The organism is Rhizobium albus, from assembly GCA_030160035.1.
Taxonomy (GTDB): domain Bacteria; phylum Pseudomonadota; class Alphaproteobacteria; order Rhizobiales; family Rhizobiaceae; genus Georhizobium; species Georhizobium albus.
In genome coordinates, this window is record BSNO01000003.1 from 1,062,109 (window position 1) to 1,083,723 (window position 21,615).

Annotated in this window: 21 protein-coding genes; 8 read left to right on the plus strand and 13 right to left on the minus strand. The window is 62.2% G+C overall.

From position 1 onward, the window contains the following. Positions 1-58 precede the first annotated feature (58 nt). The 7 genes from alr to rpsF form a co-directional block, all read right to left on the minus strand. A complete protein-coding gene (alr, locus tag QQL76_RS12740; protein WP_499207963.1) occupies positions 59-1,195 on the minus strand; it encodes an alanine racemase in 1,137 nt (378 codons plus the stop codon). After that, positions 1,192-2,724, minus strand: coding sequence for a replicative DNA helicase (locus tag QQL76_RS12745; protein WP_126010781.1), 1,533 nt, complete (start codon positions 2,722-2,724; stop codon positions 1,192-1,194). The genes alr and QQL76_RS12745 overlap by 4 nt, the downstream gene beginning before the upstream one ends. Before the next feature lie 208 nt (positions 2,725-2,932). Further along, entirely contained in the window at positions 2,933-4,177 is a 1,245-nt protein-coding gene (locus QQL76_RS12750; protein ID WP_499207964.1) for an SAM-dependent methyltransferase, read from the minus strand. Positions 4,178-4,309: 132 nt separating this feature from the next. Further along, positions 4,310-4,933, minus strand: coding sequence for a bL9 family ribosomal protein (gene rplI, locus QQL76_RS12755; protein WP_499207965.1), 624 nt, complete (start codon positions 4,931-4,933; stop codon positions 4,310-4,312). A gap of 29 nt (positions 4,934-4,962) precedes the next feature. Beyond that, a complete protein-coding gene (locus QQL76_RS12760; RefSeq protein WP_499207966.1) occupies positions 4,963-5,943 on the minus strand; it encodes a DUF2232 domain-containing protein in 981 nt (326 codons plus the stop codon). 190 nt (positions 5,944-6,133) lie between these two features. Further along, positions 6,134-6,382, minus strand: a complete 249-nt coding sequence (gene rpsR / locus QQL76_RS12765) for a 30S ribosomal protein S18 (protein WP_007196805.1) — start codon at positions 6,380-6,382, stop codon at positions 6,134-6,136. Between the two features lie 12 nt (positions 6,383-6,394). Then, positions 6,395-6,853, minus strand: coding sequence for a 30S ribosomal protein S6 (gene rpsF / locus QQL76_RS12770; RefSeq protein WP_499207967.1), 459 nt, complete (start codon positions 6,851-6,853; stop codon positions 6,395-6,397). On the opposite strand from rpsF, the gene QQL76_RS12775 reads away from it, so the two are divergent. The 8 genes from QQL76_RS12775 (at position 6,852) to gmk (ending at position 13,914) form a co-directional block, all read left to right on the plus strand. After that, positions 6,852-7,151, plus strand: a complete 300-nt coding sequence (locus tag QQL76_RS12775; RefSeq protein ID WP_499207968.1) for a hypothetical protein — start codon at positions 6,852-6,854, stop codon at positions 7,149-7,151. The genes rpsF and QQL76_RS12775 overlap by 2 nt on opposite strands. 76 nt (positions 7,152-7,227) lie before the next feature. Then, positions 7,228-8,217 carry an ACP S-malonyltransferase gene (gene fabD, locus QQL76_RS12780; RefSeq protein WP_499207969.1) on the plus strand — a complete coding sequence of 330 codons (990 nt, stop codon included), beginning with the start codon at positions 7,228-7,230 and terminating at the stop codon, positions 8,215-8,217. Positions 8,218-8,259: 42 nt separating this feature from the next. Then, a complete protein-coding gene (fabG, locus tag QQL76_RS12785; protein ID WP_126010776.1) occupies positions 8,260-8,997 on the plus strand; it encodes a 3-oxoacyl-[acyl-carrier-protein] reductase in 738 nt (245 codons plus the stop codon). Positions 8,998-9,269: 272 nt separating this feature from the next. Further along, positions 9,270-9,506 (plus strand): acyl carrier protein, encoded by a 237-nt coding sequence (locus QQL76_RS12790; protein ID WP_126010775.1) that lies wholly within the window; start codon positions 9,270-9,272, stop codon positions 9,504-9,506. 115 nt (positions 9,507-9,621) lie between these two features. Further along, positions 9,622-10,884 (plus strand): beta-ketoacyl-ACP synthase II, encoded by a 1,263-nt coding sequence (gene fabF, locus QQL76_RS12795; RefSeq protein WP_499207970.1) that lies wholly within the window; start codon positions 9,622-9,624, stop codon positions 10,882-10,884. A 182-nt stretch (positions 10,885-11,066) separates the two neighbouring features. Next, positions 11,067-12,299, plus strand: a complete 1,233-nt coding sequence (gene mltG / locus QQL76_RS12800) for an endolytic transglycosylase MltG (RefSeq protein ID WP_126010773.1) — start codon at positions 11,067-11,069, stop codon at positions 12,297-12,299. Positions 12,300-12,356: 57 nt separating this feature from the next. Beyond that, positions 12,357-13,241 (plus strand): YicC family protein, encoded by an 885-nt coding sequence (locus QQL76_RS12805; protein WP_499207971.1) that lies wholly within the window; start codon positions 12,357-12,359, stop codon positions 13,239-13,241. Between the two features lie 13 nt (positions 13,242-13,254). After that, on the plus strand, positions 13,255-13,914 hold the full coding sequence (gmk, locus tag QQL76_RS12810; RefSeq protein ID WP_126010771.1) for a guanylate kinase: 660 nt from the start codon (positions 13,255-13,257) through the stop codon (positions 13,912-13,914). A gap of 83 nt (positions 13,915-13,997) precedes the next feature. On the opposite strand, the gene rsmA is transcribed toward gmk, so the two are convergent. From rsmA to lptF, 6 genes are all read right to left on the minus strand, one after another. After that, the gene (rsmA, locus tag QQL76_RS12815) at positions 13,998-14,831 is read right to left on the minus strand and encodes a ribosomal RNA small subunit methyltransferase A (RefSeq protein WP_499207972.1); all 834 of its coding nucleotides are present in this window, start codon (positions 14,829-14,831) and stop codon (positions 13,998-14,000) included. Continuing rightward, positions 14,828-15,841, minus strand: a complete 1,014-nt coding sequence (gene pdxA, locus QQL76_RS12820; protein ID WP_499207973.1) for a 4-hydroxythreonine-4-phosphate dehydrogenase PdxA — start codon at positions 15,839-15,841, stop codon at positions 14,828-14,830. The genes rsmA and pdxA overlap by 4 nt, the downstream gene beginning before the upstream one ends. Before the next feature lie 12 nt (positions 15,842-15,853). Continuing rightward, positions 15,854-16,813, minus strand: a complete 960-nt coding sequence (locus tag QQL76_RS12825; RefSeq protein ID WP_499207974.1) for a SurA N-terminal domain-containing protein — start codon at positions 16,811-16,813, stop codon at positions 15,854-15,856. Positions 16,814-16,943: 130 nt separating this feature from the next. Next, entirely contained in the window at positions 16,944-19,271 is a 2,328-nt protein-coding gene (locus QQL76_RS12830) for an LPS-assembly protein LptD (RefSeq protein ID WP_499207975.1), read from the minus strand. Between the two features lie 29 nt (positions 19,272-19,300). Continuing rightward, a complete protein-coding gene (gene lptG, locus QQL76_RS12835; RefSeq protein WP_499207976.1) occupies positions 19,301-20,386 on the minus strand; it encodes an LptF/LptG permease family protein in 1,086 nt (361 codons plus the stop codon). A gap of 1 nt (position 20,387) precedes the next feature. Then, the gene (gene lptF, locus QQL76_RS12840; protein ID WP_499207977.1) at positions 20,388-21,584 is read right to left on the minus strand and encodes an LptF/LptG permease family protein; all 1,197 of its coding nucleotides are present in this window, start codon (positions 21,582-21,584) and stop codon (positions 20,388-20,390) included. Positions 21,585-21,615 lie beyond the last annotated feature (31 nt).

Here is a 21,615-nt window from a genome sequence, read left to right on the forward strand (position 1 = left end):
AACAAACGGAAAGACAATAAATGGTAAATGAGACAGGTCGCTTAAAATTATACGTAAATTATAGTGATGAAGATCGGTAGTTCCGGGCGTAACGAGATCCAAGCGACGTCAGTATTTCATATCCGATCGTACCCGCTGAGCGGGCCAGATCGTCGAGCCGATGGGACTTCCCGATGAGTTCTACGAAGTCGCCGCACCGCACCTCCTGTCCCACGACATCCGTGACATCGAACATCGTCAGATCCATGGTGACCCGTCCCAGAACGGGAATCGCTTGGCCGTGCAGCGATGCGACGGGCGCCGGAGCATCGGTGTCGCGCAGTGGAACGCCGGAGCCGGAAAGGCTGCGCAGATAGCCGTCCGCGTAACCGACGGCGCAGACCGCAATCTTTGTGTCACGTGTCACCCTGGCGGTGCCGCCATAGCTGACCGCGCTTCCCACCGGAGCCCGCCGAATCTGCAGGATGCGCGCTTTTGCCGTTGCGACAACCTGCATTGGGTTCTCAGCCCGGTTCACGGCTTCGCCACCGTAGAGCGCGATCCCAGGCCGGGTCAGGTCGCAGAGATAGGCGCCACCCAGGAAGATGCCGGCGGAATTGCTGAGACTGGATTCGATGCCTTGAAAGGCGCTTCTAACCGCCTGGAAAGACTCGAGCTGTCGCGCGTTGTCGCCGCGATCCGGATCATCAGCACAAGCGAGGTGGCTCATGATCAAGCTAGGCCGGTCATCGGCTTCGCGTTCGGCAAGGGCGAGGGCTTCCGGTATCGTCACGCCCAGCCGGTTCATTCCCGTGTCCACATGCAGCGCATAGGGCAGTCGACCATCGCGCGTGCACGCCTCGTCCCACAACTGAACCTGCTCCATCGAGCACAGGATCGGCGTAAGGCGATGTTTGCGGAAACGCTGCTCTGTGCCGGGATAAATTCCGTTCAGCACGAGGATGCGGGCATGCGGTGCAAGGCGCCGTGCGGTGATGGCCTCGTCGATCGTCGCCGTGAAAAAATCGCGGCAGCCGGCTTCGCTTAGCGTGCGGACAACCGGTTCGATGCCAAGCCCATAGCCGTTCGCCTTGACGACCGCGCTTGCACGCGCGGGCCCTGAACGCGCCGCCATGGCGCGCCAGTTGGCCGCCAGCGCAGCCAGATCGATGTCGAGCGTGAGCGCCGGTGGCGGCGTGTGGTCTTGAGCCGTCACTCGTGGCTATCGTGCGAATACTGCAGATAGGATGTGTCGGCGAGGTCGGAGAAGCGCGTGAATTCTGCCTGGAATGCCAAGGTCACCGTGCCTGTGGGGCCGTGGCGCTGTTTGGCGATGATGACGTCGGCCATGCCGCGGGCCCGGTTCATCTTCTCTTCCCAAGCGAGATAGGCTTCGTCCTTGTAGTCGCTCGCGATCTGGTCGGGCGAGCGGCGTGGTTCGGAGTTCTGCACGTAGTACTCGTCGCGGTAAACGAAGATCACCACGTCGGCGTCCTGCTCGATCGAACCGGATTCACGAAGGTCGGAAAGCTGCGGGCGCTTGTCTTCGCGGTTTTCCACCTGACGGGAGAGCTGCGACAGCGCGATGATCGGAACCTGCAGCTCCTTGGCCAGGGCTTTGAGGCCCGTCGTGATCTCGGTGATTTCCTGAACGCGGTTTTCGCCCGCTTTCTTGGAGCCGGTCATCAGCTGCACGTAGTCGACGACGAGCACGTCGAGACCGCGCTGGCGCTTCAGGCGCCGTGCACGCGCCGACATCTGGGCGATGGAGATACCACCGGTCTGGTCGATATAGAGCGGGATCTTCTGCATCATCTGCGAGCAGGCGACGAGCTTCTCGAAATCGGCCTCGGTGATCGAACCGCGGCGGATCTTGGAGGACGAGATCTCCGTCTGCTCCGAAATGATACGCGTGGCGAGTTGCTCGCCAGACATTTCGAGCGAATAGAAGCCGACGACACCGCCATTGGCCGTCTTCTGCGAGCCGTCCGGCATCACTTCGCCCGGCTGGTAGGCCTGTGCGATGTTGAAGGCGATGTTGGTGGCGAGCGACGTCTTGCCCATGCCCGGACGTCCGGCAAGGATGATCAAGTCCGAATGCTGCAGGCCACCCATTTTCTGGTCGAGCGTCTGGATGCCGGTGGAAATGCCGGAAAGTCCGCCGTCGCGCTGATAGGCGGCACCCGCCATGTCGATCGCGGCCGCGACGGCGTCGTTGAAGGACTGGAAACCACCGTCATAGCGGCCGGTTTCAGCCAGCTCGAACAGGCGCCGTTCTGCGTCTTCGATCTGGCCCTGCGGCGGCATGTCGACCGGCGCATCATAGGCGATGTTGACCATGTCCTCGCCGATCGTGATCAGCGCGCGGCGCAGCGCCAGATCATAGATCGCGCGGCCATAATCCTCGGCATTGATGATGGTGACGGCTTCTGCGGCGAGGCGCGCGAGATACTGCGCCATCGTCATGTCGCCGATCTTTTCATCGGACGGTAGGAAGGTCTTGATGGTGACGGGGTTCGCCGTCTTGCCCATGCGAATGATGTCGCCTGCGACCTCGTAGATCTTGCGGTGCAGGGGCTCGTGCAGGTGGACCGGCTTCAAAAAGTCCGAAACGCGATAAAAGGCGTCGTTGTTGACGAGGATTGCACCCAGCAGAGCCTGCTCGGCTTCGATGTTGCTCGGCGCTTCGCGATAATGCTGGTTGGCTGCTCCGACCTCTGCGAGCTTGCGCACGGCTTCATTCATGATTTTTCCCGACGATCCCTGTCCATAATTCCCGCACGGACTGACTAGACCTAAGGGGCCACGGGGGCGAGGGGCATGTTCCAGCAATCCGTGCCCGGCCTGGAACTGTGAGTCATTTCCACACTCGTCCACAGCCCGCCCACGTCAATCTGTTAGCCGCAAGCGGGAAACATTTGACCGTGGGAAACCTAGCACGATTCGGCTGTTTTCACCCCGTCCGTCTGGGCTGGATGTGCGCGGTGAGCTGGCGTTCCGCGTCGCTGATGTAGTCGCGTGTCAGCGGCACCGCCTCGATGTCATGGGCGAGCTGGATCTGGAAAACCATGAGGTTCTGCCAGCGGAAAGCCGATTCGGATGCCGCAAGGTAAAATTCCCACATCCGGCAGAACGCCTCGTCGTAAAGCGCCTTTGCCTCGTCGCGGCGTGCCATGAAGCGCCCACGCCAGTCCCGCAGCGTATCCGCGTAGTGCAGGCGGAGAATCTCGACATCCATGATCTTGAGGCCGGAGCGTTCGATCGGCGGGATGACTTCCGAAAGCGAGGGGATGTAGCCGCCTGGGAAAATGTATTTGGTGATGAACGGATTGGTCCAGGAAGGGACATCCAGGCGTCCGATCGCGTGGAGCACCATGACGCCGTCTCTCTTCAGCAGTTTGGCGCACTGAGCGAAATAGGTGTCGAAGGCGGCCTTGCCCACATGCTCGAACATGCCAACCGAGACGATGCGATCGAACCGGTCATCGAGCTTTCGGAAGTCCTTGAGGAGAAACCGAACGCGATGCTCCTCGCGTGGCAGGATCCGCCGGTTGGCGTAGGCCAGTTGCTCGTCCGAAAGCGTGATGCCGGTGACATCGGCATCGAAGCTGCGCGAGAGGTAAAGGCCGAGCCCGCCCCATCCCGATCCGATATCCAGAACCGAGAGGCCTGACCGATCGAGAAGCAGCTTGGCCGCGATATGCTCCTTCTTGGCGCGCTGCGCCGCCTCCAGGCTCATGCCGGGCTCGCGGTAATAGGCGCAGGAGTACTGCCGGTCCTCGTCGAGAAACAGGTCGTAGAGCTTGCCCGATAGATCGTAATGGTGCTGCACATTGCGCCGCGCGCGACCGATGCCGATGCGCAGGCTCCGCTGCGAGAGGGCCAGCCGTATCCGGTTCAGTGCCCGCATCCATGGCGCCGTCGCCGTGGCGTAAGGTCCCGAATTCGTGAAAAGCAGTTCGAGCAGCGCGAAGATATCGCCCTCGACCATGTCGATCTCGCCCTGCATGTAGCATTCGCCGAGCTTCAGCGCCGGGTCGAGCGCAACGGCTCGTTCCGCACGGGCAGTGTTGAAGCGCAGATGGACAGGATTGCCAGAACCGTCGCCATAATGGCGAACCTGTCCGGCATGGTCGGTCACGGCCAGATTGCCCCGGGAGACGATCCGGCCGGCAAGAGAGTTGATCAAGGGGTTCATCCGTCCCTCCTCAACGCACCGTTGTGGAGAGAATGATCCTAGATTGTCGCCTTTTGATCAATAAAAAACGGCGCCGCGATGCATGCGGCGCCGTCTGTCATTGAGTCTCGAAGCTAAAGCGGAGACCGAAAATCAGTCCTTGGCTTCGTCTTCGTCGCCTTCGGCTTCTTCCGGTGCGCGACGATTGTCGTCTTCATCGTCGTATTCTGCGTCCGGATCGAAGAAGCCGTCTGCCGGCAGCGAGTCGTCAACGCCGTAGATGGCGTCTGCCGAGGTGAGGGTTTCGCCGGCTGCCTGGCGCTCAGCTTCTTCAGCCGAACGGGCAACGTTCAGCTCGATTTCGGCATCGACTTCGCCATGGAGAACAAGCGTGACCTTGTGCAGGCCGATGGTCTTGATAGGCAGGTTGAGGTCGACCTGGTTGCGACCGACCGAGAAGCCTTCCTCGTTGAGGAGAGCGGAGATGTCGCGGGCTGCGACCGACCCGTAGAGCTGGCCGGTCTCGCCAGCCGAGCGCACGACGATGAACGTCTTGCCGCTCAGCTGGTCGGCGATCTTCTGGGCTTCGGACTTGCGCTCTTCGTTGCGCGCGACAAGCGTGGAACGCTCGGCTTCGAAGCGCTTCTTGTTGGCTTCGTTGGCGCGCAGCGCCTTGCCCTGAGGCAGGAGGAAGTTGCGGGCATAACCGTCCTTGACCTTGACGGTGTCGCCCATCTGGCCGAGGCGGCCGATGCGTTCGAGCAGAATGACGTCCATTTTGAAGTTCCTTCTATCGGACTATGTGTTCAGTCGTTGTCATTGGCATTGTCCGGACCGTTTGGCGGACCGGTCCGGCTGACCGGAACCGCGCGCGCGGTTTCGATCATGCCGGTAAGCAGGAAGAAGACGAGCGGCAGCGTGAAGAGCACGACCGCGAGATAGGCGCCCCAGAGCACGAAGGGCCGGAAGGTCTTGCCGCGCGTGCGATGATGCATCACGGCAAAGCCGGCAAGCGTGAAGCCGGCGGCGAACGCTCCGGCGATGACCGCGCCGATCAGCGCGATCCCGCCGCCGAAAAAGCTCATTATGAGCCCGACGGCGAAGAGGTAGAGGCTCGTGCGGGACATGCGCAGACTTGCCGGCACGTCATCCTTGGGGCGGCGCTGGCGGCCGGACATGCGCACGATCGCATGGGCGAGGTAAAATGATCCGAAAAGGATCATGACCCAAAGCGCACCCTGAACGATCGGCAGCGCGGTCAAGAAGAACGATGCGTAGGCCTGGCGCTCGGCAGCGTCCGGCTGAAAGTCCGGGCTCTGCTGGGCCATGATGTCGAGGAACTGATTGACGATCTCGCCGATCATCGCCGGCCCGTAGCCCATCGAATAGCCGACCACGACGAGACCCGCGATGACGAGCAGGCAAAGCTGGAGCAGGATATCGGAGAGCGGATACCAGGCGAGCGCATTCTTCGGGCCGCCGATTTCCTCGGCCGGGCGGGCCAGATTGGCCAGATGACCGATCCAAGCGGCAGGCGCGAGCGTCGTTGCAGTAAAGACGAGGCCTGCGGACGGCGACAGCATGACGGAGACGATGCCACCGGCAACGGCCGCGGCGACGAAGCCTGCCGTGTTGGTCCAGCCGAGGCTGGCAATCAGGATGGGGAGCGTGGCGGCAGCAAAAAGCACGATGGACAGCGCCGTCGGCTCACCCGCGCTGATCGACAGCAGGGCTGCAGCGGCACCGGCAAGCACGCCGATCATCAGGGATGATGATGTGAAGTTCATCAGGTCTCGCTGTCCTGCTTCGTGGAGCAGTTAGGGAAGGTCGCCGACAGAGCAGGCGCTCGTTCCCAACTTGGGTTCTCAGAAGCGTTTCAAAGTCTGGAAACGCGATAAGTCGATTTAGGTCTTCCCCGCGCCCATCGCGACGAAGCAACCGGACGGCGACGGGCGCCGTCCGGCCAGATGTCAGGTCCTACTTGAGGACGTAGGGGAGCAGGCCCAGGAAGCGGGCGCGCTTGATGGCCTTGGCGAGTTCACGCTGCTTCTTCTGCGAAACGGCGGTGATACGCGAAGGAACGATCTTGCCGCGCTCGGAAATGTAGCGCTGCAGCAGGCGAACGTCCTTGTAGTCGATCTTCGGCGCATTGGCGCCCGAGAACGGGCAGGTCTTGCGGCGGCGATGGAACGGGCGGCGCGTCGGGATCTGATTGATATCGACCATTGTTATGTCTCCTTATCGGTCGTCGCGACGCGGACGGTCGTCGCGGTCGTCACGGCGCGGGCGGTCATCGTCGCGGCGCGGACCACGGTCGCCATCACGGCGCGGGCCACGGTCACGGTCGCCATCGCGGCGAGGACGGTCGTCGCGGTCGCGCTTCTGCATCATGGCCGACGGGCCTTCTTCGTGCGCTTCGACGCGAACGGTCATGTAACGAAGGATGTCTTCATTGATGCGCATCTGGCGTTCCATCTCGTTGATGGCCGCTGCCGGAGCTTCGATGTCCATCAGCGCGTAGTGCGCCTTGCGGTTCTTGTTGATGCGGTAGGTGAGGGACTTCAGGCCCCAGTTTTCGACACGGCCAACCTTGCCGCCGTGTTCCTCGATGATCCCCTTGTACTGTTCAACGAGACCTTCGACCTGCTGGGCCGACACATCCTGTCGGGCCAGAAATACATGTTCGTAGAGCGCCATGAGTGGCTTGCCTTTCTTCATTGTCATGGCCCGGTATCGGCGGCTAAGCCTCAACGACTTTGTCTGGATCGGCTGGCGATCCGGGAAAGGCGTCAGAACGGTCGAGAGCGGAGACACGGGAGGCGGGAAGGGTTTTACCTTCCAGGCAGGCGTTGCTTTTCTAGAGCGCGGCCTGTCCCTCCGTTCAGCCACCAGCCAGATGACCGGGCATGTGGAACGCCGCGCTTATACGGATTTTCAGCGTCAAAGCAAGCGCAAGGCCGTGCAAAATCGCCATTTCAAAGGATCGCGCGCTTGACACTGGGGCGCCTGGGGGATGACTAAGGCCCCGAAAAGCCTGCGCGGCGACAAGAAAATACAAGGATGGAAGCGCCATGAGCACAGCCTTCACATTTCCCGGCCAGGGCAGCCAGGTCGTCGGCATGGGCAAGGCACTGGCCGATGCCTATCCCGAAGCACGCGCCATCTTCGAGGAAGTCGACCAGGCTCTCGGCCAGAAACTTTCTGCCCTGATGTTCAATGGCCCGGAAGATGAACTGACCCTCACATCCAATGCCCAGCCGGCGCTGATGGCGGTGTCCATGGCTGTCATCCGCGTTCTCGATAAGAGCGGGTTCTCGATCCATGACCGCATTGCCTATGTGGCAGGCCATTCGCTTGGCGAATATTCGGCGCTTTGCGCTGCCGGTACGTTTTCGCTCAGCGACACGGCGCGGCTTCTGCGTATCCGTGGCGATGCCATGCAGGCCGCAGTGCCGGTCGGCGAGGGCGCCATGGCCGCCATCATCGGTCTCGAGCATGACGACGTGGAAAATGCCTGCCGTGACGCGGCAGTCGACGGCGTCTGCCAGATCGCCAACGACAATGGCGGCGGCCAGATCGTTATCTCGGGCGCGGCCGCGGCTGTGCGGACAGCGATGAAGTTCGCAACCGATCGCGGTGCGAAGCGCGCGCTGCCTCTGCCGGTCTCCGCACCCTTCCATTCGGCGCTGATGCAGCCGGCCGCCGAGCGGATGCGTGAAGCGCTGTCAAAGGTCGAGATGAAGGAGCCCGTCGTGCCGCTGATCGCCAATGTGCGCGCAGCGCCCGTGAGCGATCCGACCATCATCGCGGATCTCCTGGTCGAGCAGGTGACCGGACAGGTGCGCTGGCGCGAAACGGTTCAGTGGTTCGCCAAGAACAATGTCACGACGCTTTACGAGATCGGCGCTGGCAAGGTGCTGTCGGGTCTCGCGCGCCGGATCGACAAGAGCGTGGAGACGCGCACCCTCGGCACGCCGGCAGAGATCGACGCGTTCTTGGCCGATCCACCAGCTTTGCCGACGGCGCCGAGCTCTGCCCCGCCGCTTGAGCCGCTCGAATAGCGGCCTCCCAATTTGACCATTTGAGAATCGAAGGACCTGAAGATGTTCGACCTTACGGGAAGAAAAGCCCTTGTGACCGGCGCGTCCGGTGGGATTGGTGAGGCGATCGCCCGCATTCTCCATGCGCAGGGAGCGACCGTCGGCCTGCATGGCACCCGCCAGGAGAAGCTTGAGACGCTAGCGAACGAGCTTGGCGAACGCACGATGATCTTCCCGGCCAATCTGTCTGACCGTGACGCCGTGAAGGCGCTTGGCGAAAAGGCGGAAAAGGATCTCGAAGGCGTCGACATCCTCGTCAACAACGCTGGCATCACGAAGGATGGCCTGTTCGTGCGCATGTCCGACGCCGACTGGGACAGCGTGCTCGAGGTGAACCTCACCTCCGTCTTTCGTCTCACGCGCGAACTGACGCACCCGATGATGCGTCGCCGCTACGGCCGCATCATCAACATCACCTCCGTGGTCGGTGTGACCGGCAATCCGGGGCAGGCGAACTACTGCGCCTCGAAGGCCGGCATGATCGGCTTTTCCAAGTCGCTGGCCCAAGAAATCGCGACGCGTAACGTGACCGTCAATTGCGTGGCGCCCGGCTTCATCGAATCAGCGATGACCGACAAGCTCAACGACAAGCAGAAGGACGCCATCCTGTCGGCGATCCCATCGCGCCGCATGGGCACCGGCGCCGAAGTGGCCTCTGCCGTGGCCTATCTCGCATCGAGCGAGGCAGCCTACGTCACCGGGCAGACGATCCACGTCAATGGCGGCATGGCCATGATCTGAAAAAGCCTTGCATCCACCGGAACCAACGCCTTCCACAGGCGCTATGGGTCTTCCGAGTGGATGGAAAGCGTGTTAAGGGCCGCATCCAACTGGGGACGTGAAAGGCACCTTGGCCAGCGCGGCCCGAAGTGACCGGCGGTAGCCGTTCATGCCGATCGAATGTGGTTCACCAGGCGCATCCGTGGCAATTCATTGCCAAGTACAACTTGATTAGCACTGTTGCTGGCTTTAACGAGGCAGCACCGAACATAAAGAAGGTCGAGGAAACCGACATGAGTGATATCGCAGATCGCGTGAAGAAGATTGTGGTCGAGCATCTTGGTGTTGAAGCCGATAAGGTCACCGAAGGTGCCAGCTTCATCGACGATCTTGGCGCAGACAGCCTCGACACCGTCGAACTCGTCATGGCGTTCGAAGAAGAATTCAGTGTCGAAATCCCGGACGATGCAGCCGACACGATCCTGACGGTTGGCGATGCCATCAAGTACATCGAGAAGCAGCAGGCCTGATCCTGGCTCTCGCGGACTCCGCCGCGCGCATGTCGCGGCGGATCCGGACATCACGACGGCGCGTTCTTGCCGTCGTGCCCAACGATAAACGCTGGACATGACGGATCGACAGGCGATGAGACGCGTGGTTGTCACTGGAACCGGTATGGTGTCGCCCCACGGCGCGGATACCGAGACCACCTGGAAGCGTATTCTGGACGGCAAGAGTGCCGCTCGTCGCATCGAGGAATTCGAGGTCGATGACCTCGCAGCAAAGATCGCCTGCCGCATTCCGCTGGGCGACGGTTCGAATGGGACGTTCAATCCGGATGACTGGATGGACCCCAAGGAACAGCGCAAGGTCGACCCTTTCATTATCTATGCCGTCGCGGCAGCCGAACAGGCGCTGAACGATGCCAACTGGCATCCCGAATCTGATGAAGACCAGATTGCCACCGGCGTTCTGATCGGCTCGGGAATCGGCGGAATTGAAGGCATCGTGGAGGCCGGCTACACGCTGCGCGATCGCGGTCCCCGCCGTATTTCCCCATTCTTCATTCCCGGCCGCCTGATCAACCTCGCCTCCGGCCAGGTTTCGATCCGCCACAAGTTGCGCGGTCCGAATCACTCCGTTGTCACTGCCTGTTCGACCGGCGCCCACGCCATAGGCGACGCGGCGCGCCTCATCGCGCTCGGCGATGCGGATGTCATGGTGGCAGGCGGCGCGGAATCGCCCGTCAGCCGCATCTCGATCGCGGGCTTTGCCGCATGCAAGGCGCTGTCCACGCAGTTCAACGATGAGCCTGAACGCGCATCGCGCCCTTACGACAAGGACCGCGACGGTTTCGTCATGGGCGAGGGTGCCGGCATTGTTGTGCTGGAAGAGCTGGAGCACGCCAAGGCGCGCGGCGCCAACATCCTTGCCGAAGTGGTCGGATATGGCCTTTCGGGCGACGCCTATCACATCACGGCTCCCGCCGAGAACGGTGACGGCGCCTATCGCTGCATGATGGCTGCGCTGAAGCGCGCCGGTCTCGATGCATCCGACATCGACTACATCAACGCCCACGGCACCTCCACCATGGCCGATACGATCGAACTGGGCGCCGTTGAGCGCCTGCTCGGCGATGCGGCCGGCAAGGTTGCCATGTCGTCGACCAAGTCGGCGATCGGCCATCTATTGGGTGCAGCCGGCGCGGTGGAAGCGATCTTCTGCGTGCTCGCCATCCGCGACAACATGGTGCCGCCGACGCTCAATCTCGACAATCCGAGCCGCGAAAGCGCGATCGATCTCGTGCCGCACAAGGCCAAGGCCAAGCAGGTGGATGTCGCGCTCTCCAATTCGTTCGGCTTCGGCGGAACGAACGCATCGCTGGTGATGCGCCGCTATCAGGCCTGATCTGGCACCGCGGTTCCCTGTCGATATCCCGCTTTTGACACAATGCTTTCGTTTAGAGCAGGCGTGGAATCGGCTAGAAGTGGCACCTCCAAGGCCATGGGAAGCCATCGCCATTCTTTGAGATTGAAGCTTCTGCTGGTGTCGCTGCCTTTCTCCTCCAAAAGGGAGAGCAGCGACCGGGCATGAACACAAGCGACCAGGACCACGACGTCATGACAAGCCAAGACACGACGCCGGGCGAGAAGGGGCCGATCATCCCCAAATCGGCCAACGAGGCATTGAAGCCGGAAAAGGCCGCGCCTCCGCCGCCGAAGCGCTCACGCCGCGCCCGCAGCCAGCCTGTCATCTTCATGAACTTCGTGCTGTCGCTCATCGTCGTCATGGTGCTCGGTGCCGGCGCCGTTCTCTATTTCGGCAAGGTCGAGTTCGAATCGCCTGGCCCTCTCGCCCAGGCGACCACGTTCGAGGTGCGCGAAGGCGCCGGTATCATCGAAATCGCCAACGGGCTGGAGCGCCGCAACATCATCTCCGACGCGCGAGTCTTCCGCTACGGGACAGAGGCCACGATCGGCAACGACACGCTGAAGCACGGCGAATACGAAATCGAAGCCAATGCCTCCATGCGCGAGATCATGGAACTGCTGCGCTCGGGCGAAGGCATCCAGTATGCTGTCGCCGTCCCGGAAGGCCTGACCGTCTACCAGGTATTCCAGCGCCTTGCCGCTCATGAGATGCTCGAAGGCGATCTGCCGGAAGCGTTGCCGGCGGAAGGTTCGCTGATGCCGGACACATACAATTTCCGTCGCGGTACCACCCGCCAGAGCATCATCGATCAGATGACGGCTGCTCAGACCGCGTTGGTCGACCAGATCTGGGAGCGGCGCGATCCGGATCTTCCGATCGAGACCAAGGAAGAGTTCGTCACGCTGGCATCGATCGTGGAGAAGGAAACCGGCCGGGCCGACGAACGGTCGCGCGTTGCCGGCGTCTTCATCAACCGCCTGCGCGAAGGCATGCGCCTGCAGTCGGATCCGACGATCCTCTACGGCATTTTCGGTGGCGAGGGCCGTCCGGCCGACCGGCCGATCTACCGGTCCGATATCGACACGCCGACACCCTACAACACCTACACGATCAACGGTCTGCCGCCTGGGCCGATCGCCAATCCGGGCCGCGCGTCTCTTGAGGCTGTGGCAAATCCGTCGACCACCGAAGATCTCTACTTCGTCGCCGATGGCACAGGCGGACACGCTTTCGCGCGCACGCTCGACGAGCACAATCAGAATGTTGCCCGCTGGCGCCGCATCCGTGCCGAGCAGGAGGCCGCTGCAGCCGCTAACCCGGAGGACCCGGCCGACGAGATTGCGCCGATGGATGACGGCCAGGGCGATTACGAAGGCGAAATCATCGAGTGACGGCTAAGTTCAGGCCGTCTGCTACCCTCCAGATCATGACGAACGGGGCTCCAGGCGATGTCACTTCAATCGATGACCGGCTTCGCGCGCAGCGAGGCCGTTTCGGGTCGCCTGCGCTTTGTCTGGGAAATGCGCTCGGTCAATGGCAAGGGCCTGGATCTGCGGCTGCGTCTGCCGCCGGGCTTTGATCGCTTGGAGACCGAGGTTCGCGCGCGGCTGGCGGCGAACTTCAATCGCGGCAACATCCAGGTGAGCCTGAATGTCAGCGGCGACCGGGCAGCAGCGGTACCGGTCGTCAACGCTGAAGCGCTGGCGATCGTTCTGAGCTTCGCCGAAGTGCTGAAGACGAAGATCGATGCGACACCGCCGTCGATCGACGGGCTTCTTGCGATCAAGGGCGTGGTGGACCTCAAGGAACCCGAGGACAGCGAGGAAGATCAGGCTGCCTTCGCACACGCCGCGCTGGACGCGCTCGATCACGGCGTTGCCGATCTTGTCGAGGCACGGGTGTCCGAAGGCGCAGCGCTGCGCAGCGTTCTGGAAGGTCATCTCACGACGATCGAAACGCTTGCCGACAGGATTGATGCCGATCCCTCACGCAGCCCCACCAACATTCGCCAAAGGCTGGAAGCCCAGGTCGCACAGCTGACATCAGCCGGCGGCCTCGATCCGGAGCGCCTGCACATGGAAGCAGTGCTGCTCGCTGCCAAGGCCGATCTGCGCGAAGAGCTCGACCGCCTGCAGGCGCATGTGGCTGCCGGCCGCGAACTGTTGTCGAAGGGCGGGCCGATCGGCCGCCGGCTTGATTTTCTTGCGCAAGAATTTAACCGCGAAGCGAATACGATCTGCTCCAAGTCCAATGCTGCCTCCGTGACAGCCAATGGCATGGAATTGAAAGTGGTGATCGACCAGCTGCGCGAGCAGGTTCAAAATATTGAATAGAACGGGGCAGGGCATGGCGGAGTATCAGCTACCATCGGCGGCGATCACGAGACGAGGGCTCATGCTTGTGCTCTCATCGCCCTCTGGCGCCGGCAAATCGACGATCGCGCGCAACCTGCTCGAAACGGATCCCGGGCTCTCCATCTCCGTCAGCGTGACGACGCGAAAGCGGCGCGGCAACGAGATCGAAGGCGTGCACTACCACTTCATCTCCCAGCGCGAATTCGAACGCCTGCGTGATTCCGGCGCGCTGCTCGAGTGGGCGCAGGTGCATGGCAATTTCTACGGCACGCCGCGCGAGCCCGTCGAAGAGGCGATGGCCGAAGGCCGCGACATGCTGTTCGACATCGACTGGCAGGGCGCGCAGCAATTGCAGGAAAACATGCGCGCTGACGTCGTGTCGGTCTTCATCCTGCCGCCCACAATGGCAGAACTCCGTTCCCGGCTGCATCGCCGGGCAGAAGACGCCGAGGATGTGATCGCGACGCGCCTAACCAATGCGCGCGACGAAATTGGGCATTGGCGCGAATATGACTACGTCGTCATCAATGACGATCTGGACCGTGCCTTCCCGGCCGTGCAGGCGATTGTGAAGGCGGAACGCCTGCGCCGGGACCGTCGCCCGGGCCTCTTCGATTTCGTGCAGGAACTTTTGGGTCAGGACGCCCAGTAGAGTGTTTCCAGGTGCAGCGGATACCGCTTCACCGTCCGCAGACGCGACAGATCCAAAAACTGCTCTAGACGCCCGTTTCCGCGTCAGAGCAATCGGGCGAGCCGGCAGAATTCCTCGACACTCAGCGTTTCGGCGCGGCGCGTGGGTTCGATCTCGGCCTTGGCAAGCAGCACTTCTCCACCAAGCGGCTTCAGGCTCTGACGCAGCATCTTGCGACGCTGGCCGAAGGCTGCCTGGGTGACGCGTGCCAACGCGTCGCCGTCGCATGGGATCGGGTGAGGGCGCGGCACGAGATGAACGACCGATGAGGTGACCTTGGGCGGCGGCGTGAAGGCCTGCGGCGGGATGTCGAAGGCGATGCGCGCATCCGTGCGCCAGCCAGCCAGCACACCAAGGCGTCCATAGGCATCGCCATCCGGTTCCGCGACTATACGGAGCGCCACTTCCCGCTGGAACATCAGCGTCAGCGATTCGTAGAAGGGTGGCCAAATAGGGCCGGTCAGCCAGTTGACGAGCAACTGCGTGCCGACGTTGTAGGGCAGGTTCGCCACGATGCGGAGCGGGCCGGGGCCGGCCGCCTGAACCGAATGATAATCGAAGGCAAGCGCGTCTCCTTCGACAACCTCGAGCTTGCCCGGATAGTGATCGGCGATTTCGGCAAGCGCCGGCAGACAGCGCGGATCGCGCTCGATCGCGATGACCTTCGAAGCGCCAAGCGCCAGGAGCGCGCGTGTCAGGCCGCCGGGGCCAGGGCCGATTTCGATCACCGTCACGCCTTCGAGCGGACCGGACGCGCGCGCGACCTTCTGGGTCAGGTTCAGGTCGAGCAGGAAGTTCTGGCCGAGCGCCTTCTTTGCCGCAAGCTCGTGGCGGGCGATGACGTCGCGAAGCGGCGGCAGGCCATCGAGCGCGCTCACGCGCGCCTCGACGACATGTCATCCGCCATACGGATCGCCGCTATCAAGCTATCGGCACGCGCGACACCCTTGCCGGCAATATCGAACGCCGTACCGTGATCCGGCGAGGTGCGCACGAAGGGCAGGCCAAGCGTGACATTGACGGTATCGTCGAAGCCGAGCGCCTTGGCGGGGATCAGCGCCTGATCATGATACATGCAGACGGCGACGTCGTAGCGGGCGCGCGCGGCATCGTGGAACATGGTGTCGGCGGGAAGAGGACCGGTGACATCGATCCCGAGCGCCTGCAGATCGCCGATCGCCGGGTTTATGGTCTCGAGTTCCTCGCGCCCCATCGTTCCGCTCTCGCCCGCATGCGGGTTCAAGCCCGAGACCGCAATGCGCGGCTGCGTCAGCCCGAAGCGCGTCTTCATGTCGTCGGCTGTGATCTTCACTGTCTCTACGATCAACGCCCGCGTGAGAGCCTTTGGGACTTCGCTGAGTGCGATGTGGATGGTGACGGGAACCGCCTTGAGCAACGGTCCGGCCAGCATCATCACCGGCGTGATCGGACGGCCGCTCATGTCGGAGGCGCGTGCTGCAAGGAATTCCGTATGCCCAGGAAAGGCAAAGCCTTCGCCGTAGAGCACCGACTTGGCGATCGGGTTGGTCACCATGGCGCGCGCGAGGCCACAAAACGTCATGCAGGCCGCGCGGTCGATCGCTTCCACGATCGCGGCAGCAGCCAGTGCGTTGGGCTCACCCGCTGAAGCAGCAGCTGAATTGCGGAGAGGGAGGACGGGGAGAGCTTCGTCGAAAACGCCGGCGACGTCCTCGTTGCCGATCTCCTTGATCGGAACATCCAGGCCAAGCAGGGTCGCCCGATCGCGCAGGACCTGAGGGTCGGCGAGGACAGCAAAATTCGGCAGCGCGAGTTCGCGCCGCTTCAGATAAGCGTCCAGCGTGATGTCCGGTCCGATGCCTGAAGGATCGCCCATCGTCAGGACGATGGGATGCGCGGAATTGCTCACAAGGATTGTCTTTTAGCGATAGCTGACGGCAGCTTTGGCCTTCAGCTCCTCAAGGAACCGTTGCGAATTTTCCTGGCTGGCCTGGTTTTCCTGGTCTTCGGCGCGGAAGACCATTTCGGCTGCACGGTCATCCGATACCTGGCGAGCCTGGCACACGGCGATGAATTCGACGCCGCGCTCTGTCGAGCGGACAGACGTGGTGCCACCTTCGGCGGTGCTTTCGATCTGCGACTTCCAATCCGGCGGCAGCTCCGGCTGCATGAACCGGCCGAGTTCGCGAATGGACACGTCACGAAGTGATGCTGCGAACTGCGTGCTGGCGGCGCAGCCGGGGAAACGTGCGCGTGCCTGCTCGGCCTCGCGCTGGCGCTGGCTCAAAATGGCGTTGCGCTGCGCGGCAGGCACGACGAAGATCACCTGCTGAAGGATGTATTCGGTGGTGGTTGGCTTGTTGTCGCCGCGCTCCAGCATGCGCGCCACGAGATCCTGCTGGCTCATCCGGCCGCCGCTGCCGCCCTGTCCCGCGTAGCGTGCATTGACGACGCGTGGCCAGGTCATCTGCGCGCGCACGAAGCCGCGGAAATGATCCATGCCGACGCCGGCCTGGTTCAGCACCTGCGTCAGTTGTTCGATGCTCAGATTGTTGCCGCTGGCGAAATTGTTGACCGATTGCGTGACCTGGTCATCGCTCACGACACCGCCGATCCTTGCTGCTTCCTGCATCTGGATCGCTTCGTTGACGAGCTGCTCACGGGCTTTCTCGTTCAGATTGCCCGTGTCACGCTGCAGCCTGAGAAGTCCGACCCGGCGCTCGACGTCGCCCGTGGTGATGGCCTGGTTGTTCACGACCACCGCGATCGAACTCGCTGCCACTGCAGGGGCATGCGGAAGAACCGTCGCAGTTGCAGTCAGAAGCGCCAGGGCAGCCGCCGCCAAGGACGTGCGCGCAAACCGCTTGTGCCTGTCGATCATGGGTCGTGCTCCAGAAATCATGAAATGTCGCTGCATTCGATCTTTGTATTATGACGCCGCGCGCACCGAGATGGAAGGCGCAGGCGGTGTCTTGGTCGACCGATGGGGCGATTTCAAGGCTTTAAAGCACTCAGAATGCGCCGAACCGATCCAAAGCGCCGCCCGAACTGATGTCGCCGAGCGTCCGGAAGGTCAATTGCGCGCCGACACTCCAGTCCGAGCCGGAAAGCTCGCGCTCATCGCGTTCCTCGATATAGGCGATGCGGAACGTGAAGCACTCGTCGTCATAGCCGAAGCCGATTGCCGAAGTGGTGAGGACGCCCTCGCGCGCATCGTAGGACGCGGCACCAAACACGCTCCAGTTTTCCGCAAAGCGCAGTGCGCCGCTGCCGCGCACTTCATAACGGTCGACGTCGAAATTGTATTCGGGCTGTTCGCGCTGGTACGTCACGCCGCCTTCGAGCGACACGGTCTCGTTGGCGTAGGTCGCGCCGGCGTCGAACCGGTTGATGTCCATCGTCTCCTTGCTGAACCGCGATCCCGCGCGGAAGCCGAGATCGGCCGGTGTCATCAGCGCCACTTCGCCGACAAAGTCGGAGACATCCGTTTCCAGGCCGGAATTGGCTCCGGCATTGACGAAGTCGTCGCTCGCGAAGGAGTTGACGCCGCCGAGATGGTAGGACTGGCCGACGACCGCGTTCAGCGAATAGCCATTTGCGAAGCTGCCCGTGTAGCGCAGGCCGAGATTGGCGCGTGTGCCGCCTTCGATCCGGTCGTAGCCCGAGAACTTGTCGCGTTCGAAGAGCGTGGTCGCGTCGAACACGAAGCTCTGGGCGTCTTCGTTGGGAAGCCTGCCTGCCATCTGTTCGTTCGGACGCACGAAGAGCTGACCGATCGGCTCGATGATGTGGGATGAGCCCGATCCGGGTGAGGTCAGCAGCAACGGATAGCGCGCTTCCAATCCGGCCGTCGCCATCGAGCGCGCGTCGAAATCGTTGACCGCCGGAGTGAAGGCGGAAATCGCGCTCGTCTCATCCAGCTCCGTCGAGTGAAGATCGCCGCGAAGCGCGAGGATCGGTGTGATCACGAGACCAGAACCGGTCACGACGCTACGCTTCCACTCGGTCTCACCCGTCAGCCGCGACGTCGTGCCGTCGATTCCGCGGATACGGTCACGACCAGTCCCCGGAAAATTCTCGAAATCCGCTCGGGTGCGGGTCAGGCTCGCTAGGTTCACGTCTGCCGTCAGTTCACCGCCGAAGACAGGGTCGCCAGCGGTGTAATTGTAGTCGAGCGACGGGTGCACGAAGGGCTGTTGTGCATCCTCGATATCCGTCAGGCGCGGCGACTGCACGTCGAAATACATGCCGCGCAGATCGAGGTAATTGCGGTCGCGAAGGCCGGTCAGATAGACCTCTGACGTTTCGCGCTCATTGTTGAAATAGTCGATGCCGTAGGTCTGCCCGAAATTGCTGTCGGACTGCACCGTCAGGTCCCACCCATAGGACCAGCTTTCGTTGATGTTGAACCGACCGGTCGTGTTGAAGAGGCCGCGTGCATCCTCAAGACGGTCGACGGTGCGCGCGTCGAAATCTTCCGGGCTCAGCTGATAGATACCGGCTGCGCGGACCGTGACGTCGCCTGTTGCGAACCGGCGGCGAAACTCGGCTTCGGTCAGGAACCCCTGCGAACTGTAGCCGGTCACGGCAACGGTCGCATCCATATGCGGTGTCAGGGCGAAGTAGTAGGGCACCGTCACGCCGAGATCGAGCGTGCTCGAAAACGAGACCGACGGTGACAGGAAGCCGGAGACGCGCCGGTTCTGATAATCCGGCACGACCAAATAGGGCAGGTAGGCGATCGGGCGACCGAACAGCTCGAAGCTCGCCTGCTCCAGACGAATCGTCTGGTTTTCGCCGTTCTGGATGACGCGCCGGGCCTTGATCTGCCAGAGCGGTGCCTTGCTAGGATCTTCTTCGCAGATATTGCAGGCCGTGTAGGTGCCGTTGTTCAGCGTCGTCTGCGTGCCGCCGGTTCGCTCAGCGCTTTCAGCGACGAGCCGGGTGTTGTCCGGCGTCTCGATGCGCAGCGCGTTGACGAAACCATCGGCAAAATCGTCCGTCAGGTCGAGCTCATCGGCATAGATGCGGTTGCCGCCCGGTTCGACCAGTTCGATGCCGCCGACCGCCATGAGGCGGCCCGTGCGCTGGTCGTATTCCACGCGATCCGCCACCATTTGGTAGCCGTCATAATCGATCTGCACCGCGCCCTGCGCAATCACGCGCTCGGAATCGAGGTTGTAGAGCAGCTCGTCGGAACTGAGGAGAAACCGGGCATCCGGATCGGCGCTGGCGAGCACCGGCTGTTCCTGGGCATGCAGCACATGGGTCAGTGTCAGCGAGGAAACGCCAAGCAGCAACGCAGCCGCGCCGGCCTTCAAGCCGGAACGCACTGACACATCAATTCTGCCGAACGCGACGCGAACCACTAACCGTCCTCCTTGTGCAGGAGCACGGTCACTCCGAGGGCAAACGCCACGAAGACCGGCAGCCATGCTGCAACAAACGCTGGAATTGCCCCTGACTCCCCGAAGGTCCTGACCAAAACAGAGACGACATAAAGCACGAAGCCTGCAACGATACCACCCAAAATGACGCTGCGTGCCTGCCCGAACCGTGCGAAAGTCAGCGAGACTGTCGCGGCGATCACAGCCATTGCCGCGATCAGAAAAGGTCTTGCCAGAAGTATCTGAAATTGTGTGGAAAACTGCGCGGCTGAAAAGCCGAGCGAACGGGCCACCTCGATCTTTTGCGGCAACGCCCAGATCGAAACCGATTCAGGGTCTGTCAGCCGCTCCTGCACATAGGCAGGCCGCAGGCTCGTGGGGACGTCGATCATGCCGATCTCTTCCGGCTCCGCCCCCGCCCGGAAGCGCCGTGCGCCATCCACAGCCCAATAGCCATCTTCGAGCGCGGCACTCTCCGCTTCGATGCGCGAATCGACGGCGCCGTCCTGGTCGAAGAACACCATGGTGACGCCGAACATCACCAGCCCACCATCGATCGCGCCCCGGGCACCGATGATCATCTCCTGATCGCCGCTCTTCTGGCGCAGCCAGGGAACGATGTTGTCGGAGGAGGGCGCCTGATTGCGGTTGAAGATCACGCTTTCGAGGAATTGTGCCTGCGTGAAGCCGGCCGACGCCAGCGGATTGAAGACGGCGACGGCGAACACGCCTGCTGTCAGCGCCGCCGCACAGATCGGCAGCATGAATTGCCAGACCGAGACGCCGACCGAACGGGCGATCACCAGTTCATAGCGCCGGTTCAGCTGAACCAGCACGGTGATTGCGGCGAAGAGCGCCGCAAAGGGCAATGCCTGCTCGGCGAAGCCCGGTGCGCGATAGATCGAGAGAAGCGCGACGTCGAAAACGGAAATGCCTTCGACATCCGGTACCCGCTCGAGCAGCACCGTGAGGTCGATGATCAGGATCAGCGAGAAGATGCCGAACATGATCGCCGTCAGCGTGACGAGGTATCGAACGTAGAAATAGAGATTGAGCGTGCGTCCCATGTCAGTTCTGCGCTCCGCTTTTCACGGAGGCGGCCGTGGCACGCCGGCTGATGGCAACGACTCGGTCGCTGACCTGCTCGATCAGCCGGGCAACCGGTCGCGGCAATGCGGGTCTGATGTCCTTGGCAAGCAGGAAGAGCAACAGCCCGCCCACGGTCAGCGGCAGAATGTAAAGCAGCGCGATGCCGAATGCCGATTGAGCGGCGATGTCTTCGAGCAGATAGGACAGCAGGAAATAGGTGACGCCGAGGGTGAGCGCGGTGGCGGTCATCGTGCCGTTCACTTCGCGCGACGTCCGCGCTTCTCCGGCGACCAGCACACCGATAAGGCCCATGATCACGGGAAGCGTCCAGTTCGTCATGCGCTTGTGCAATTCGGCGGAGAACTCGCGCGGATTTTCCTGGAACCGCGGGTTTTCCGGGTCGGGATTGAAGAGATACGGCGTCGTCTGGTCCTTGGGAAAGACGATGTAGGCGCCCGCGGCCGGCGCAAAGGCAGACAGGTCGAATGCGTAGGACGCGAAGCGCACGATGGAGACGGCGTCGCTGTCCGTATCGCGCTGGTGCAGCTCGCCATCGCGCATCAGCAGCAGTTGGCGGCCCTCATTGTCTTCGGCGATTGCCGCTTCGCGGGCGAAATAGGTGAGTTCCTGGTCCGGATCGCGCCGATCGGCGATGAACAGGCCCCCGAAGCCGCCGTTGGGCACGCGTTCGGCGATATGCACCGTCAGCCCGTTGTCGATCGTCTGGAACGTGCCTTCCTGCAAGAGCGACGTCAAAAGGTTCGCGCGCACTTCCTCGATGAAGGTGCGAAACTCCTGTCGCGAATAGGGCGTGACGCCGTTTTCGAGAACGAAGGATGCGGCGCCCGCAAGCAGGCCAAGGATGAGGACCGGCACCACGATCAGGCGCTTCGGCCCGCCGGACGCCTTGATGACCGCCATCTCCGAATCGGCGTTCATCGCCTTGAATATCTGCACCGTCGCGAGCAGCAATGCGAACGGCATGATGAGCGGGATGACTGAGGGAATCAGCAGCGTCGCGACATAAAGGAAGCTGACGATCGTGGAGCCGCTATCGGTCGCGACATTCAGCCTGTTCAGGCCCTGGACGATCCAGACGATGGCGGTAATCGCTGTCAGAGTTCCGAGGAACGTGGTGGCGATCCGCCGGAAGATGTACCACTCGATCAGCTTCATCGGGCCTGTTTTTCATCACTCTGGTCGTGAT